15 protein-coding genes are annotated in these 16,328 nt (G+C 38.7%); 14 read left to right on the forward strand and 1 reads right to left on the reverse strand.

Annotation, left to right across the window (positions count from 1 at the left end; translation table 11 throughout):
• Nucleotides 1-6: 6 nt before the first annotated feature.
• The 14 genes from BEGALDRAFT_RS11235 (at nucleotide 7) to BEGALDRAFT_RS11300 (ending at nucleotide 14,114) form a co-directional block, all read left to right on the forward strand.
• Nucleotides 7-954 carry a UDP-glucuronic acid decarboxylase family protein gene (locus BEGALDRAFT_RS11235; protein WP_040295552.1) on the forward strand — a complete coding sequence of 316 codons (948 nt, stop codon included), beginning with the start codon at nucleotides 7-9 and terminating at the stop codon, nucleotides 952-954.
• Between the two features lie 7 nt (nucleotides 955-961).
• Entirely contained in the window at nucleotides 962-1,735 is a 774-nt protein-coding gene (locus BEGALDRAFT_RS11240; protein ID WP_002690070.1) for an FkbM family methyltransferase, read from the forward strand.
• 15 nt (nucleotides 1,736-1,750) lie between these two features.
• The gene (locus BEGALDRAFT_RS11245) at nucleotides 1,751-2,950 is read left to right on the forward strand and encodes a glycosyltransferase family 4 protein (RefSeq protein ID WP_002690072.1); all 1,200 of its coding nucleotides are present in this window, start codon (nucleotides 1,751-1,753) and stop codon (nucleotides 2,948-2,950) included.
• A gap of 28 nt (nucleotides 2,951-2,978) precedes the next feature.
• Nucleotides 2,979-3,998 carry an SDR family NAD(P)-dependent oxidoreductase gene (locus BEGALDRAFT_RS11250; protein WP_002690074.1) on the forward strand — a complete coding sequence of 340 codons (1,020 nt, stop codon included), beginning with the start codon at nucleotides 2,979-2,981 and terminating at the stop codon, nucleotides 3,996-3,998.
• 16 nt (nucleotides 3,999-4,014) lie between these two features.
• A complete protein-coding gene (locus BEGALDRAFT_RS11255) occupies nucleotides 4,015-5,199 on the forward strand; it encodes a glycosyltransferase family 4 protein (protein WP_002690076.1) in 1,185 nt (394 codons plus the stop codon).
• 6 nt (nucleotides 5,200-5,205) lie between these two features.
• Nucleotides 5,206-6,465, forward strand: a complete 1,260-nt coding sequence (locus tag BEGALDRAFT_RS11260; protein ID WP_002690078.1) for a hypothetical protein — start codon at nucleotides 5,206-5,208, stop codon at nucleotides 6,463-6,465.
• Between the two features lie 3 nt (nucleotides 6,466-6,468).
• Nucleotides 6,469-7,500 carry a CgeB family protein gene (locus BEGALDRAFT_RS11265; protein WP_002690080.1) on the forward strand — a complete coding sequence of 344 codons (1,032 nt, stop codon included), beginning with the start codon at nucleotides 6,469-6,471 and terminating at the stop codon, nucleotides 7,498-7,500.
• A gap of 23 nt (nucleotides 7,501-7,523) precedes the next feature.
• Nucleotides 7,524-8,351, forward strand: coding sequence for an FkbM family methyltransferase (locus BEGALDRAFT_RS11270; protein WP_002690082.1), 828 nt, complete (start codon nucleotides 7,524-7,526; stop codon nucleotides 8,349-8,351).
• A 3-nt stretch (nucleotides 8,352-8,354) separates the two neighbouring features.
• Nucleotides 8,355-10,211 (forward strand): hypothetical protein, encoded by a 1,857-nt coding sequence (locus BEGALDRAFT_RS11275; protein ID WP_002690083.1) that lies wholly within the window; start codon nucleotides 8,355-8,357, stop codon nucleotides 10,209-10,211.
• A complete protein-coding gene (locus BEGALDRAFT_RS11280; RefSeq protein ID WP_002690084.1) occupies nucleotides 10,208-11,383 on the forward strand; it encodes a glycosyltransferase family 4 protein in 1,176 nt (391 codons plus the stop codon). The genes BEGALDRAFT_RS11275 and BEGALDRAFT_RS11280 overlap by 4 nt, the downstream gene beginning before the upstream one ends.
• A 28-nt stretch (nucleotides 11,384-11,411) precedes the next feature.
• Complete coding sequence (locus BEGALDRAFT_RS18290) at nucleotides 11,412-12,149, forward strand: class I SAM-dependent methyltransferase (RefSeq protein ID WP_002690085.1); 738 nt, start codon at nucleotides 11,412-11,414, stop codon at nucleotides 12,147-12,149.
• Nucleotides 12,150-12,168: 19 nt separating this feature from the next.
• Nucleotides 12,169-13,119, forward strand: a complete 951-nt coding sequence (locus BEGALDRAFT_RS11290; protein WP_002690086.1) for a glycosyltransferase family 2 protein — start codon at nucleotides 12,169-12,171, stop codon at nucleotides 13,117-13,119.
• Entirely contained in the window at nucleotides 13,116-13,856 is a 741-nt protein-coding gene (locus BEGALDRAFT_RS18295) for a class I SAM-dependent methyltransferase (RefSeq protein WP_002690087.1), read from the forward strand. The genes BEGALDRAFT_RS11290 and BEGALDRAFT_RS18295 overlap by 4 nt, the downstream gene beginning before the upstream one ends.
• Nucleotides 13,857-13,931: 75 nt before the next feature.
• On the forward strand, nucleotides 13,932-14,114 hold the full coding sequence (locus tag BEGALDRAFT_RS11300; protein WP_040294946.1) for a hypothetical protein: 183 nt from the start codon (nucleotides 13,932-13,934) through the stop codon (nucleotides 14,112-14,114).
• On the opposite strand, the gene BEGALDRAFT_RS11305 is transcribed toward BEGALDRAFT_RS11300, so the two are convergent.
• Nucleotides 14,111-16,291, reverse strand: a complete 2,181-nt coding sequence (locus tag BEGALDRAFT_RS11305; RefSeq protein WP_002690088.1) for a PAS domain-containing hybrid sensor histidine kinase/response regulator — start codon at nucleotides 16,289-16,291, stop codon at nucleotides 14,111-14,113. The genes BEGALDRAFT_RS11300 and BEGALDRAFT_RS11305 overlap by 4 nt on opposite strands.
• Between the last annotated feature and the right edge of the window lie 37 nt (nucleotides 16,292-16,328).

Genomic DNA, 16,328 nt, shown 5'->3' on the forward strand with positions numbered 1-16,328 from the left:
AGCAATATGCAACTTAGAAAACGAATTCTAATCACAGGTGGTGCAGGTTTCTTAGGTTCACATTTATGTGAACGCTTATTAAATGAGGGTAACGATGTTTTATGCGTCGATAACTTCTTCACAGGTTCAAAAGATAATATCTTGCATTTATTGGATAATCCTCACTTTGAATTAATGCGTCATGATGTGACTTTCCCGCTTTATGTCGAAGTTGATGAAATTTATAACCTCGCCTGTCCTGCCTCACCCATTCATTATCAATTTGACCCTGTTCAAACCACAAAGACCAGCGTGCATGGTGCTATCAATATGCTGGGTTTGGCAAAACGGGTAAAAGCTAAAATCTTTCAAGCCTCCACCAGTGAAGTGTATGGCGACCCACTTGTTCATCCCCAGAAAGAAGATTATTGGGGACATGTAAACCCTGTGGGAATTCGTTCTTGCTATGATGAAGGTAAGCGTTGCGCTGAAACCTTATTTTTCGATTATTACCGTCAACATAAACTGAATATTAAAGTTGCCCGCATTTTCAATACTTATGGTCCTCACATGCACCCGCATGATGGGCGAGTTGTGTCTAATTTTATTGTGCAAGCGTTGCAAAATCAGCCGATTACCGTTTATGGTCAGGGACAACAATCGCGCTCATTTTGCTACGTTGATGACTTAATTGAGGGATTTGTGCGTTTAATGGGCACATCGGATGATTTTACAGGTCCTGTGAATTTAGGAAATCCTAACGAATTTACTATTTTAGAATTAGCAGAAAAAGTGATTGCGTTAACGGGGTCACGTTCACAAATAGAATTTAAGCCCTTACCCAGTGATGACCCTTTGCAACGTCAGCCCGATATCAGTTTGGCAAAAGAAAAATTAGGGTGGCAACCCAGCATTCAGTTAGAAGCGGGCTTAATTAAAACTATCGCTTATTTTGATAATTTATTAAAACGGTAAAGCCTTTATGTTTCGTTCTCTTAATTTGTTGCTCTCAAAGTTTATAGAAAAAACAAATATTTCTAGGTGGCTTTTCCGTTTTTTTACACGGATTTTACCTGTACCAACAACCCGCGTGCGCGGTGTGCCGATTAAAATCATTATCCCGTTGCATCAAGTGGGCGTTTATGACCAATTTAAACATTGGGAACAACGTGAGCCTGAAACTTTAGATTGGATTGATAAATTTGATAAGGATTGTGTACTTTTTGACATTGGTGCAAGTTTCGGCAATGAAACCCTTTATGCCGCTTTAAAAGCGAATGCACCCCGTAAAATCATTTGTTTCGATTTGGATTTATTGGCAAGTTTTAATTTAGCCAATAATTTACAATTGAATAATATTCAAAAGGTTGAGCAATATTATATTGGTATCGCTAAACAATCAGGATTTATTAATGCACGTGAGCCGACAAATTATGCTTGTGTGCTTAATCGTCCCAAGTATGACTTAATCCATTATAAAACCTATAGTATTGCTTTAGATGATTTTATTGCGCAGGTAGGGGAATCACCTGATTATTTAAAAGTTGATGTAGATGGTATAGAAGTTGATATCTTGGAGGGAATGCCGAAAACGTTGGCAGATAGTCGCTTAAAATCTATCCTCATCGAGGTGGGTTATCAAACGTTACCCCAAGTTCAGCAAATTTTAACGCAAGCAGGCTTTGTTCAAACTTATCAGTCAGAACAACGGGGTATCGTAGGTAGCGAGACCTATAATTTAATTTTTAGCCGTTGAGCGTGTGGAACATACATGGAAAGTCAGAAAAAAGTCTTGATTTTGACGCTTTACCCTTATGCGGGCGGGGTCTTAACCATGACTCAACAAATGATTCAATTGTTACGCGAACGTCATTATTCAGTCAGTCTTGCTTATTATACATCTTATAACTTAGCCCCCGATTTATCTGTGCCCAGTTGGCAATTGTTGTTTAAAACGCCACAGTATCGTCAAACAACCGTTTTAGAGGATGTGCCTGCTTATGAGATTGGGGTGTATTTTCCTGAATTAGAATATACCCGTTATTTATCCTCAGCGATTTGGTCAGAAGTGATACAACAGCATGATTATCTTGTTGTTGTATCAGGTAATATTTTACCTGCAAATCCTGCCATTGCATTGAATAAACCCTGTCTTGCTTGGATTGCAACCCCTTATTTAGCCGATAAACAAGATAGAGCAAAGCATTATCCGTGGTATCGTCGTTGGTTAGATACATGGCTAGATACGCCTTGGTGTTTGGCGTTAGAAAAACAGGTATTGCAGAACGCAAAGACCTTAGTTTTAAGCCATTATACCGCAAAGCAAATTCAGGAAATTCAACCAAAAGCCCAGTTGACACGAATGCCGATGCCAATTGATGCGAATTTATTTTTTCCAGCAGCAACGCATGTTTTACAAGGTCGGATTGGTTTTTCAGGTCGGTTTGATGACCCCCGTAAAAATATTCAACTTTTGTTTGCTGCCCTTAAATTATGCCGTGAGCAAGGCTTAAATGTGACGTTGGCATTGATTGGGGCAAAAGTTGATAAACAAGCCAAATTACAGCAAGAAGCAGAAGCCTTAGAGATTGCCCCTTATATTGAGTTTTTGGGCGAGCGTCCCCGCCAAGCATTGGGCGAGTTTTATCGTTCCTTAGATGTCTTTGTCATGCCCTCACATCAAGAGGGTTTAGGTATTGCCGCTTTAGAAGCAATGGCTTGTGGTTGTCCTATTATTTCGACAACTTGTGGTGGGCCTGAGGAGTTTGTTAAAACGGGGAAAAATGGATTTTTAGTCGATTTTACCCCCCAAAATATGGCGCGTGCTATTCGCATTCTTTTAGAAAATCAGTCGCTTTACGACTCAATGCGCCATTATGCTTTAAAGACAATTCAAGAAAATTATAGTGAATCCTCGGTAAAACAAATTTTTTGGGATATATTTGCCAAAACATTTACTGATCAACAATAAAAAACAGCAAATAGCACGGGATAATTGCATGAAAACAATGTTAATTACAGGTGGTGCAGGGTTTATTGGGGTGAATGCCGCATTTACATTTGCACAAAAGGGATGGAAAGTCACCGTTTTAGATAATCTGTCGCGTAAAGGGACACCGAATAATTTAGCTTGGCTTACACAACAAGTTCCGATTGATTTTAAACAAGTTGATGTTCGTGATTATCCTGCGTTAGCTGCTGTTTTTCAGCAACAATCCTTCGATGTTGTCTTACATCTCGCTGCACAAGTTGCCGTTACAACATCTGTGGTGAATCCTCGTGAAGATTTTGAAATTAATGCGTTGGGCACGTTTAACGTTTTAGAAGCGATTCGCCAACACGCGCCACACGCCTTTGTATTGTATGCGTCCACAAATAAAGTCTTTGGCAAAATGGAGCATTTAGGCACAGTTGAGCGTAATGGACGTTATGAATATGCTAACCTGCCGCATGGGGTTGATGAAACACAGTTATTAGATTTTCATTCTCCTTATGGCTGTTCTAAAGGTGCGGCTGACCAGTATATGATTGACTATTCTCGCATTTATGGGATAAAAACGACTGTGTTTCGTCAATCTTGTATTTATGGGCAACGTCAATTTGGGGTAGAAGATCAGGGCTGGGTCGCATGGTTTATTATCGCCTCTGTTTTGAATAAAAACATTACGATTTATGGTGATGGCAAACAGATACGCGACGTTTTGCATGTTGATGACCTAGTCAGTGCCTATGAAAGTGCGATTAATGCACCCGATAAAGCCAATGGACAAGCGTTTAATGTCGGTGGGGGCGTTAATAATACAATGTCCCTGTTGGAATTAATTGCTTTATTGGAACAAGGATTAGGGAAAAAAATCCCGCTGACTTTCGATGCATGGCGACCAGGCGACCAACCCGTTTTTGTTTGTAATTTGCAGAAAATTCAAACGACATTAGGCTGGACACCGCAAATTAGCACCACACAAGGGGTGAACAAGCTCATTCAATGGGTGCGGGATAATGTGAATTTATTTGAATAATGGCAATGTGTTAAAAATGACCAAAAAATATAAAGTTGCCTTATTACCTTATCATCCTGTGCCTTATCAAGTGCCGTTTTATCGTGCATTACATGCTTATCCAGATATTGATGAAACCGTTTTATATTTAGCAAAACGGGGAATAGAGGAAAAGTATGAACAAGAATGGAATACGGTGATTAAGTGGGATATTCCACTTTTAGAAGGTTATCACTATAAATTTATGTGGAATATGACGTTTAATGATCAAAAAGCGATTATTGAACGAATAAACCCAGGCTTACTATTAGAAATTGGACGTAAAAAATACGATGCGATTTTGATAACAGGCTACAATTTTATCAGTGTTTACATTGCATTATTAGCCGCTAAAATTTCTGGGACAAAAGTTATTTTGCGTGCTGAGGCAACGCTAGGTAATCCTTCTACCTCTTTTCGTCGTAAAATTAAAAAATATCTGCTTTCATGGCTATTAGCGCGTTGTGATGCGGTAATGTACAGTTGTGAAGCAAATCGTCAATATTTTAAATATTTTGGCGCGACGGATGCCAAACTTTTTCCGCTACTCAGTTCTGTTGACAATACCTACTTACAAGCGGTTCAACCTCAAGCAGTACAACAAGCGCGACAATTACGCCAAGAACAAGGAATAGCACAAGATGCCTGTGTCTTTCTCTTTGTCGGACGTTTTACAGAACGGAAAAGACCACAAGATATTATTACCGCTTTTGCACAAGCAAATTTGTCTAATTCATGGTTAATTTTTGTCGGAGATGGTCCTTTACGGGCTGAATTAACCCAACAAGCTGAACAGTTAGGGGTAAAAAATATTATTTTTACAGGCTTCAAAAACTCCAGTGAAATTCCTACATATCTCGCCCTCGCTGATGTTTTTGTCCTGCCTTCACAATATGACCCAACGCCAAAAGCCTTAAATGAAGCCTTAGTCTTTGGTTTACCTGCATTAGTTTCTCAAGGGGTTGGAACGGCTATTGATTTAGTCAAACAAGCACACAACGGCTTTATTTTTGACGTTGGCGATACGAACCAATTAGCTAATTATATGCTTCAATTACAAAAAGATAGTCAGTTGCGTGCCACAATGCGACAAGCCAGTTTAGCAGAAGTAGCAAAATGGACACCCGAAGCGAATGCGCAGGGGGTGATGGATGCACTTAACTACTGTTTTCGCCATTCATAACAACTTATGCCTATTTCTCCCTGCTTTGCGACAACAGGTCAACAACATCATTTTTTTGGCTATTACGATAAATCGCCATTAGATAAATCGACGAGTCGTCTGCTTTGTTTACAAACGAATTTTACTGACCGCTTACCTACCGATGAAGATATTGCAACCGTAGGATATTGGTCACTAACGGATAACCAGTTTTATAAACTCGCAGAAACTCGTGCCTTTAACTGGCAACAAGGCTGTATGTTGCAATGGTTAGGTCCTGACTATGACCGGTATATCATTTTTAATGATCGTGAAGAAAATCGCTTTATTTCTGTTATTTTAGAGATAGAAACGGGACAACGGACAATTCTGCCTTATCCTATTTATAGTGTACATCCATCAGGTATTGGAGCAGTAACCGTTGATTTTGAACGCTTATATTTTCCGCGTCGTAGTTATGCTTATGCAGGCATAGAAAACACAGCAAAAAATCAAAAACTTGTTGCAGGCGATGGCATTTTTTGGCTTGATTTTCAACAAAAATCCTTGCAACCCCTTATCAGTACACAACAAATGTATGAGACAGAACACTTGTCCTCGATGGCATTTGGCGACCATTACCTAGAACATTTAATGTTTAGCCCTGATGGCGAACGCTTTTTATTTTTGCATCGCTGGGTGTTAGATGATGGCGGGATTTTTTCCCGTTTATATTCTGCACAAAAAGATGGGCGTGATATTCGTTTATTACTCAATAGTGGCAAAGTCACACACTTTAATTGGCGGGGTAATCAACAAGTTATTGCATGGGGTGGATTACCTAACCCATTGAATAAATTAAGACAACATCGTAGCTTAGTCAAATTACTGTTTAAACCATTATTACCGCTTTATCATCGTTTTGTAAAAGGGAAATTAGCCAGAAAAATCAGCGGACAAGGTTATATCTTGCTCAATGACGCGCTACAGACAAATGCTCATTTATTTGCAGAACATTGTTTACAAGTAGATGGGCATCCCTCATGGAATCCGCAAAATCCCCAATGGTTAGTGACTGATACTTATCAAGATGATGAATTTAATCAATGGCTTTACCTATACAATGTGCAAACAAAACAACTGATTATCGTCGATAAATTGCATACACCGCCTGAGTTTGCAGATTCCCCGATGCGTTGCGATTTACATCCACGTTGGGATTTTACAGGGCGTTATATTTGTGTTGATTCACTCCATACAGGACAGCGACAAATGTATATTTATGATGTCGCTAACTTAATGAGTTAATTTATGAAAATTCTTTTTATCTCTGACCGACTCAATGCGGATGGACGTTCCTATCAACGCAAATGTACGTTTGAGGAACTAGGATATACAGTGATTACTTATCCTGCTGTTCCTGTTGAAGATGTTAGAAAAAAACCATTATTCATAGACCGAGTTTTATGGAAATTAGGATTTCAACGAGATTTAACGCATTTAAATCAACAATTACCCATACTTGCCCAGCAACATCAGCCCGACATTATCTGGATTGAAAAAGGCAATACTGTCGCCCCTGCAACGTTACGTCGCCTAAAACAACTACTGCCACATAGCAAACTCGTTTCTTTTTCCGAAGATGATATGTTTGCCCGTCATAACCGCTGTTGGTTTTATACGTGGGGGCTAAAAGAATATGACATTGTTTTTACAACCAAAAGCTATAATTGCCAACCAAACGAGCTACCCAGTTTAGGAGCTAAAAAAGTCGTTTTTATCGATAAATCTTACGATGCACACACCCATTATCCAAGAGCGTTGAGTGCGGAAGAACAACAAAACTTAGGGGGGGATGTCGGTTTTATTGGGTCTTACGAAAAAGAACGAGCAGAGAGTTTATTATTTTTAGCAAAAAATGGCATAAAAGTTCGTGTTTGGGGAACAGGACACTGGCAAACGTTACAAGGACAATCAGAAAATTTATTGATTGAAAATAAACCATTATATGGTGAAAATTATTTAAAAGGGTTAGCGGCATTTAAAATTAATTTATGTTTTTTGCGAAAAGCTAATCGAGACTTACAAACCGATAGAACGATGGAAATCCCAGCTTGTGGCGGGTTTATGCTAGCAGAAAGAACAGAGGAACATTTACGTTTATTTGAGGAAGATAAAGAAGCTGTTTATTTCTCATCAGAATCAGAACTTTTAGAAAAAATTCGTTATTACTTAAGCCATGAAACGGAACGACAAGCCATTGCAAGTGCTGCCCGTGTTCGCTGTATCAACAGCGGTTATAGCCATCATGAGCGATTAAAACAAATGCTTGCTTATTTATAAACTTACCAAGAAAGAGCCTAAGCGTGGAAACGAACAAACATTACTTACAACACTTAACACAGAAATTTGCATGGCTTTTTAAGCTCCGCCCTATGCCATTAGCAACTTTTTTTGTGCGTTTATTAGCCCCAGATGAACGTCGTAGAATTATTGAAACAGAACTCGGATTAAAATTATATTTAGACCCTTTTTCACATTTAGGGCATGAATTGATTACAACGGAACAATATGAACCTGAAACTGTTGCAATTTTTAAAGCGGAAATTCAAACAGGTAATATTGTTTTAGATATTGGGGCAAATGAAGGCTTTTTTTCTGCATTAGCTGGAAAATTAGTGGGTGATAATGGGCTATTGATTGCCATAGAGCCTCAATCTCGGTTACGTGATTTGATTGAAATTAACTTGAGATTAAATCAAGTTACAAATTTTAAAATTTATAACAATGCATTAGGGGGAGACCCTAATAGTACGATTGAAATGAAGCTATATCCTAGCTTGAATACAGGGGCTTCTAGTATCGTCCATCATTATCGATTTGCAAAAGAAACTGAATTAGTGAAATTTGTCGCTATTGAGACAATTTTTACAGAATCACAACTTCAACAGATTGATTTTGTAAAAGTAGATGTGGAAGGGTTTGAACATAAAGTGGTAGATGTATTATCGCCTTTTATTCAGCAAGGCAAGATTAAAAAATTGTTATTGGATTATCATACCTCTTTATTGCAGGAACAAGGTATTAATCCCTTCGATATTCATCAGCATCTATTGAATAATGGGATGTTTGTAAAGCTTGGAAATCCTAAGGATTTATCCTCTTATATTTTATATGAATATCATACTGCCTAACTTATGACTATTTTCTCTGATAACACTGGTTTTTATCTGCGTTTATTCGTTGCTGTGTTAATTATCTTCACGGCAAGATTAACATTAGTGCAATTTTATGGCTCTCCTATCCCAATTATAGATTCATGGGATGGTTTTGGTATTGATGTTTTTATCCCTTATTTTAATGGGGATTTATCTGTTAGTAATTTTTTTACACCATATAACGCACACATTATTATTTTCCCTAGATTGCTTAGCATTTTTTTGCTTATTATTAATAATAATCAATGGGATGCTTTAGTGGAAATGACGGCAAGCGCAGCTATTTATGTTTTAGCTGCAATCACTCTGATTTTAATTTTAACGCGACATTTACACACTTTTAATAAAAATCATATTTTAATTAGCGTTGTCTTAATCTGGGCATTTCCGCACGCGTGGGATAATATTCTCTTTGGTTTTCAATCTTGTTTTGCGTTTTTAATTTTATTTACACTCTTATCCCTTTGGGGAACTTTGCTACATAAAACCTTTTCGCTTCGTTGGTGGTTTGGTTTTTTTTGCGGTTTATGTGCCTTTTTTAGTATTTTATCAGGATTATTAGTTTTTCCCGTTATTATGCTCATTAATGCATATCGAGCACTTTTTGATAGAACAAATCGATTTTCCTACTTGGTGAGTATTATTCTTTGTGCAGTAACAACCGTATTACTTTGGGTTTTATTTGTAGAATTACCCAACGTTCGTACTGCAACAAATCCTATTTTCTTCTTAATGGCATTTGGTAAAGCCTTAGCTTTTCCGTTTATTACATTTCCTCTTTTAGGGATATTTTTCTATTTACCTTTTATTTTCTTTATTTTTAAATTTATTCGTTATAGAACGTTGCCAACAACTGCTGAGTTATTTTTATTAGGTTTAGGATTTTGGGTGCTTGCGCAGGCATTTAGCATGGCTTACGTCGCGGGTAAAAATGGCGTTGAACCGAGTGGACGTTATCGGGATATTTTAGCCTTAGGGTTATTAGTGAACTATTTGATATTAGAAATTTTTTGCTTGAAACAAGCACAAGTCTTTAAACAGGTTTGGTTAAATATTACGCAGTTTATGTTTAGTTGTACGTGGAAAACTTTGGCAACGTTAGGAATTATTATTCTTGCTTTATATTCTTTATTGATTCCGATGACGGCAAAAGTTAGCTATAACAAGGCTTATTTACAAAATGTACGTAGTTATTTAATCACGAATGATATTGAAGTTTTAAAATCTAAAGAAAAACTTGCGGATCAAGCGATTCCCTATTATCAGTCTGAGAAATTAGCGACATTACTCTCGCAATTACGAGAGCATTTACCATATGATTTCTTAGTTCCACAACCACTTAGAGCAACTATTCTTAATAGTTTGTTTATAAATAATGGTTTACCGCAGGATATTGAGACCTTTAAGGGGGAAAATGTTTTAGGGTCTTATCATCAACAAGTCATTGATTCTGCTAATACACAATTTATCAGTGAACCAATTTCTTTAGCACAAAGTACATTGTATCTCCCTGTGATTGGGTCTATTGATGGTCAAAAAAATCGGTTACAACTTTTAACCTCAGATGGAAAAACCATCGATATTCCTCCCGTCAACACAGCAACATGGCAACTCATCCCAATTAAAACACCAACGACATCTTTTCAGATTATTGCGAGTGATACTGATGAGGCGCATTGGTTTGCGTTTGCACCACCAAGAGGGATGGGGACGTTGACACGAATGAATAACCAAGTATTGAGTAAAGCACATTTATTATTAATCGCTTGTTTAGTTGGGTTTATTTTGTTGCTTTGTTATTCCATGATTCCCAATAGAGATAATGGTAACGCATGAAAGTCACAACCTCTTGTTATAACCGTTTTTGGATTTTTGATGAAGCGTATCAATTGCAACGTTTAGGTGTGTTGCATCGGTTGATTAATGATTATCCTAAATTCATGACCCGTCGCTGGCAGATTACAGACGATAAGGTTACTTCTTTGTTACTAAACGGGATTTATGGGCGAGTAACGCGCAAAGTGTTTCCATGGGTTTCTTTTCAAACACGTAGCCAGATTACTCGCTCCAGTATTCTATTCTTTGCAAAACGACTCCCACATTATTTGCCTTTAGATTCAGATGTTTTTATTGGTTTAACAACGTATTCATTAGAAACCATAGAGCGTGCAAAACAGCATGGCATCACAACCTTAGTGGAGCGTGGTAGTTTTCATCCTAAAACGGAATTCGATTTGTTACGGGATGAATGCCAACTGTGGGGCGGTAGCCTTGCGCACTTACAGAAGCATTATGATTGGGTAATCGAGCGGGAAAATGCAGAGTATCAAGCGGCTGACCATATCATGGTGTTAAGTAATCCAGCTAAAAAAAGCATGATAGCAGAAGGAATTCCTGCCGAAAAAATTTTTGTTAATCAATGTGGTGTCGATTTGCAACAGTTTCAGCCTGCTAAGAAACAAGATACTGTTTTTCGGGTTATTCAATGTGGTGGGATAGACCAGCGTAAGGGCGTTCAGTATTTATTACAGGCTTTTAGCGAGTTAAAACTGCCGAATTCTGAGTTATGGTTTATTGGTGGCGGTTTAGAAACGTCTAATTTACAGTCAGTTATTCAAAAATATCAAGCGGATAATATCTTTTTTAAAGGAGGGTTTCCGCAACGGGAACTTGCTGCGTTATATGCGCAAGGTTCTGTTTTAGTTCTTGCTTCAATTACGGATGGATTTGGAATGGTTGTTCCTCAAGCAATGGCTTGTGCATTGCCCGTTATCGTGACAGAAAACGTAGGGGCAAGCGATTTAGTGATTGAGGGGGAAAATGGCTTTATCGTGCCTATTAGACAGGTTGAGGCTTTAAAAGAAAAATTGTTGTATCTCTATGAGCATCAAGATAATGCTAAATCTATGGGGTTAGCCGCATATGAATCCGTGAAGCAGGGGCAAACATGGGATGATTATGGTGAACGGTTAGTGAATTTTTTACATCAGATTAATAAACGAAACTAGCTGAATAACGAATAAAATTTAAATAATTATGAGAAAACTATTTAGACGTTTTTTTCCAACTAAAAGCCATCTGGATTTTCCTTCTAGTTATGTTCCTCATCGTCGGACAATGGAACATTTACCCGCAGAAGGACGTATTCTTGTGATTGGAGATTACTTATTAAGAGATTATTCAGAGTTACGGCGATTAGGAAAAGATGCGTATCTTTTAGATATTGTTGACTTTCCTCAGATAGAGCAAGAACGTTTCTATAAACAAAGTATTACACAGAGAACACCTTTTGCAGATGGACATTTTGCTTGTGTCATTATGTGCGAAGTTGTTGAGCATTTGATACAAGATTATCAAGCCCTTGCAGAAATTAACCGAATTTTAAAAGCGGATGGTACATTAATTCTTACCGTCCCTTATTTAAATGATTCTGCTGATTTTCATGTGCGAGTGCATACTAAACATACTATTTTTGCACTGTTACAAGCGTCAGGTTTTTCTGTGCTTGATCATAAGTTCTATGGTGGATTTTTCTTTAAAAATAATGCAGTTGTTGCGCTCCTGTCCATTTTGACTTATCCCTTATATCGTGAACGGGCATTAGAAAAGGTTAATCAATTGCTTTATAAGGTTAATATCGCATTAGGTAATCATGATTTATTGAAAAAACGCTCTAATATTTATGGTGGTATGTTGATTGCTAAAAAAACACATGCGCCACAATTAGAAGAAAACTTAGCCCCTCAATTAAAAGCCTTTGGTGCTGTTAATTGATTTTTAATGTCGACTTGTAATGACTGTTACTATCCAATCTGGTGAAAAAATTTCGGCTTGCATGTTAGTTTATAATCATGCACATCTTGTCGAAACAACGATTAATTCAATCTTAAATCAGAATATTCAAGGATTTGAATTTATCATCAGTGATGATTGCTCAACGGATGCAACATGGGATGTCTTGCAAACCCTAGCAGCTCAATATCCTCAAATTCGTTTAATTCGTACACCTTATAATATGGGAATGGCAAAGAATGCGAACTTTGCCGCATCTCATTGTTCTCGTGACTATATTGCTTTATTACATCATGATGATACCTATCGTATGGATTGTTTTCAGCATTGGTTAACCGTGATGGAAACTTATCCCAATACGGGATTTGTCTTTAACGATTATGAGAAAGAGGGTGATCCTAATTACTCCCACATAAAACAAAATAAAAACTTTCAGCCTTGTATGCAAGGTCGCCCTTTCTTCGAGCAGGAGTTATTGCAGGGTTTTTATGTCCCTATGCGAGGGACTGCGATGATACGGCGACGTTGTTGGGAGCAGTTGGGCGGAATGCGTGAGCAGTTTGGCTTGTTAGCGGATGTTGATTTGTGGATGCGTTTGGCTCGGCAATGGTCTGTTGCGTATGTCGCTGAACCTGTGATTAATGTCCGTCATGAGCGGGTGAAGGATTATCCGACCGAGTATGCTCATTTTACATGGCGACGTTTGAAGTTAATGCATAGTATTCATGCCACGAATATTCAGGAGTATTACGGTAAAAATTATCGTTATACCGCGAAATGGTGGCGATTTCGCTATTTAGTCAGTTTAGAAAATACTAAGTGGTTAGCTTATGCCGTTGTGCGTAAACGTTGGCAGATGTTACATGATGCCCATGAGGTTGCGAGTCCTTATGAATTTTTTCCCGTTAAATGGTTACGTTTTCTCCTCTCACATTCGCTAGGGCGATTATGAAACCCAGTGTTATAAAATTATTAGATTATTATTACCCTTTTCAAGCTGATGGTTATCGTTATTTAGATGGTACTTATCCCTTTTATCAGTGGATACGGGAAAGTATCGATTTGCCGAGTGCTGTCGTTTTAAACGTTGGAGCAGGGCCAACTGCTAAGGAAAAGGAGCGGCGATTAAAAGGGCAAGTAAAGCGATTAGTGGGAATAGACCCTGACCCAATTGTTTTGCAAAATACAGATTTAGATGAGGCTTATGTGAATAATGGGATTCAATTGCCATTTCCCGATGCGTCTTTTGATGCGGTTTATTCTGATTGGGTGATTGAGCATGTAGAAAACCCTGAGGCGTTTTTAAAAGAGGTTTATCGCGTCTTAAAGCCAAATGGCGTTTATTTGTTTCGGACGGCAAACTGGGCGCATTATGTGACGTTGATTGCAGCGTTCACACCGCATTGGTTTCATAAATTGGTGGCAAATCGGGCGCGGGGAATGGCGCAGGAAAGTCATGAACCTTGGTTGACATTTTATCGGATGAATACACCCTCCGCGATTCGTCAGAAAGCCCAGCAAGTGGGGTTTCAGCAGTGCGAAGTGCGTTTATTTGAATCACATCCCAGTTATTTGGCATTTAATGCGTTGGCGTTTCGGCTTGGGGTTTTTTATGAGCGTTTAGTGAATAAGTTCAGTTTTTTAGCACGTTTTCGTCATACGATTTATGCAAAGCTGGTGAAATCATAGATAATAGTCATTCATAGCGCGGTGGTAATCTCAGGTTATCGCTAAGGGATTCTTTTTTGTGAATGGCGGTGGGTTATGGATAAAGAAAAGCAGTTAGCCTTTGCGCGTCGGCAGGGGTGTGGGCAACAGTGTACTTTGTTGACTGGATTTGATTATTGTGATTGTGTCGAAAGTCGTCGTTTTTTTCTGGCGTTGAATAAGCAGTTGTTAGAGGGTGAACGCCATTTAACTGCCGTTGTTGATCATGCTACATTTTAGGTGTTTGGCGAGGTGTTGGGATGAATGAGGGTTTCTATCGTCATGAGTAGTTGACGACAGCTAACAGGTTTACTTAAGTATTCATCCACACCCGCTTGTAAGCACCATTCTCTATCCCCTGGCATTGCAAGCGCGGTAATCGCAATAATGGGAATCATTTTTGTCGTTTGTTCTGCTTTGATTTGGCGGGTTGCTTCTAGTCCATCCATAACAGGCATTTGAATATCCATCAAAATCACATCGGGATGTTGGTTTTTAGTTTGTTCTAAGGCTTCTAATCCATTGCGTGCGGTCAGAAGACGATAGCCACGTGCGGAGAGATAGCGTGCCATTGTGTCTAAATTTTCTTCGTTGTCCTCTGCAATCAGGACTAATGGGGCTTTTTCTCGCTGTCCGTATTCTCGCACTCTGTTTTTATTGAGGCTGTCAGGTAAAAAATCAGTTGCTGGTGTTTCAACGAGTAATCGCCATGGAAAGGACACAGTAAAACGGCTTCCAATACCGACTTGGCTTTCAATTTCAATTTTCCCGCCATGCATTTCTACAAAGCGTTTGACTAATGAAAGTCCTAAGCCTGTTCCTGAAAATTTGCGCGATAGACTGCTATCTAATTGGGCAAAAGGTTGAAACAGTAGCGGATAGTCTTCCGTCGCAATGCCGATACCAGTATCCCAAACCACGATTTGGATAGTCCGTTTTTCAATATTGGTGTGTACATCTAGCCCTATTGTGCCGTCTTCGGGGGTGAATTTCACCGCATTGCTGAGTAAGTTGACTAGGATTTGTTTAATCCGACGTTCATCGCCAAACATGAGCAAGTTCGTGTCGGTGAATTGTAAAGAGACTTTGATACGTTTCTTCAGGGCAGCTTGTTTAATCATGCGCACGCTACTTTGACAGACTTGTTCTATCGATAGCGTGTTCATTTCTAGCTTTAATTTTCCTGCTTCTATTTTCGCCAAGTCTAAAATATCATTGATAAGGCTTAATAAATGCCGTCCACTTTCTTCAATCGTGTGTAATGATTTGAGTTGTTTCGTATTAAGCTCACCATACACTTGTTCTTGTAAGCCTTCAGACATGCCAAGAATGGCATTTAGCGGGGTACGCAGTTCGTGACTCATCGCGGCGAGAAATTCATCTTTTGCGCGTAAAGCGTAGGCAAGTTTTGCATTAGCCGTGCTTAACTCTTTGGTGCGCTCCATCACACGCTTAGTCAGCAATGTTCTTTCTGCTTTTAGGTTTGTTTCGGCAAGTAAACGTCCCTCGATTTGCTCAGTCAATTCTCGATTTTTCTTTTCTAACTCGGTTGTTCTCTCTTTAACCCGTTGTTCAAGTTCGGCATTTAGTGAACGGATTTGTTGTTCAATCGCACAGCGTTCCGTCATATCTAATAAAACGCCTAATACCATCGATTCCCCACGAATTTTTAAAGGGGTTAACCCAATTTCTATCGGAAATTCCTCGCCAGAGCGTCGTACGCCACTTAAATCACGGACAGCCCCTAGATGACGAGCTTGTTGACGCTGTAAGAAATGGCTGTGGTAATGAACATGGCGATGGCGAAAGCGTTCAGGCATCAAAATTTCTTGTGGTTTTCCAATGAGTTCTTGACGAGAATACCCGAACATTTTTTCGATTTGTGAATTAACAAAGGTAATTATACCTTGTTGATTAACAATCATAATTCCACTATAAGCAGATTCAACAACCGAACGAAACATTTCCTCAGTCTGTTCACGCTCTTTAATCTCCATTTCTAAGCGTTGATTAGTGAGCATTAGTTGTTGTGTACTGTCAGCAAGCGCAGACATTAAACGTTCTGTTTCTCGATTGTGTTGCCCCATAGACTCCAAACAAATGGCAAGGACTAGGATAGTCAGTTGTGACTCGTGCAAAATAGGACAGAAAGAAATCGCAACCCAAGCTAGCTCCTGATTTTGCCTTAACATTTGCGTTTCAAAACGCACAACTTGGGTTAATGGTTGCGTAAAACTAGCGAGTTGCGCTTTTAATTTTTCATGAAACGTATTAGGAAATAACTGAATAAAATCTTTTTGTTGTAATACTTCTTGTGCAAAGCCCGTTAATGTTGTTGCTTGCTCATTAGTATCAACAATGATGGTATCACGGAGTAAAAAAATAGCAGGAATAGAGATTTCATTCAGCATATTCATAGGGTTTATCTTATGATTTTCTTATGGTTCGGCTTAT

This window comes from Beggiatoa alba B18LD, from assembly GCF_000245015.1.
Classification (GTDB): Bacteria; Pseudomonadota; Gammaproteobacteria; order Beggiatoales; family Beggiatoaceae; genus Beggiatoa; species Beggiatoa alba.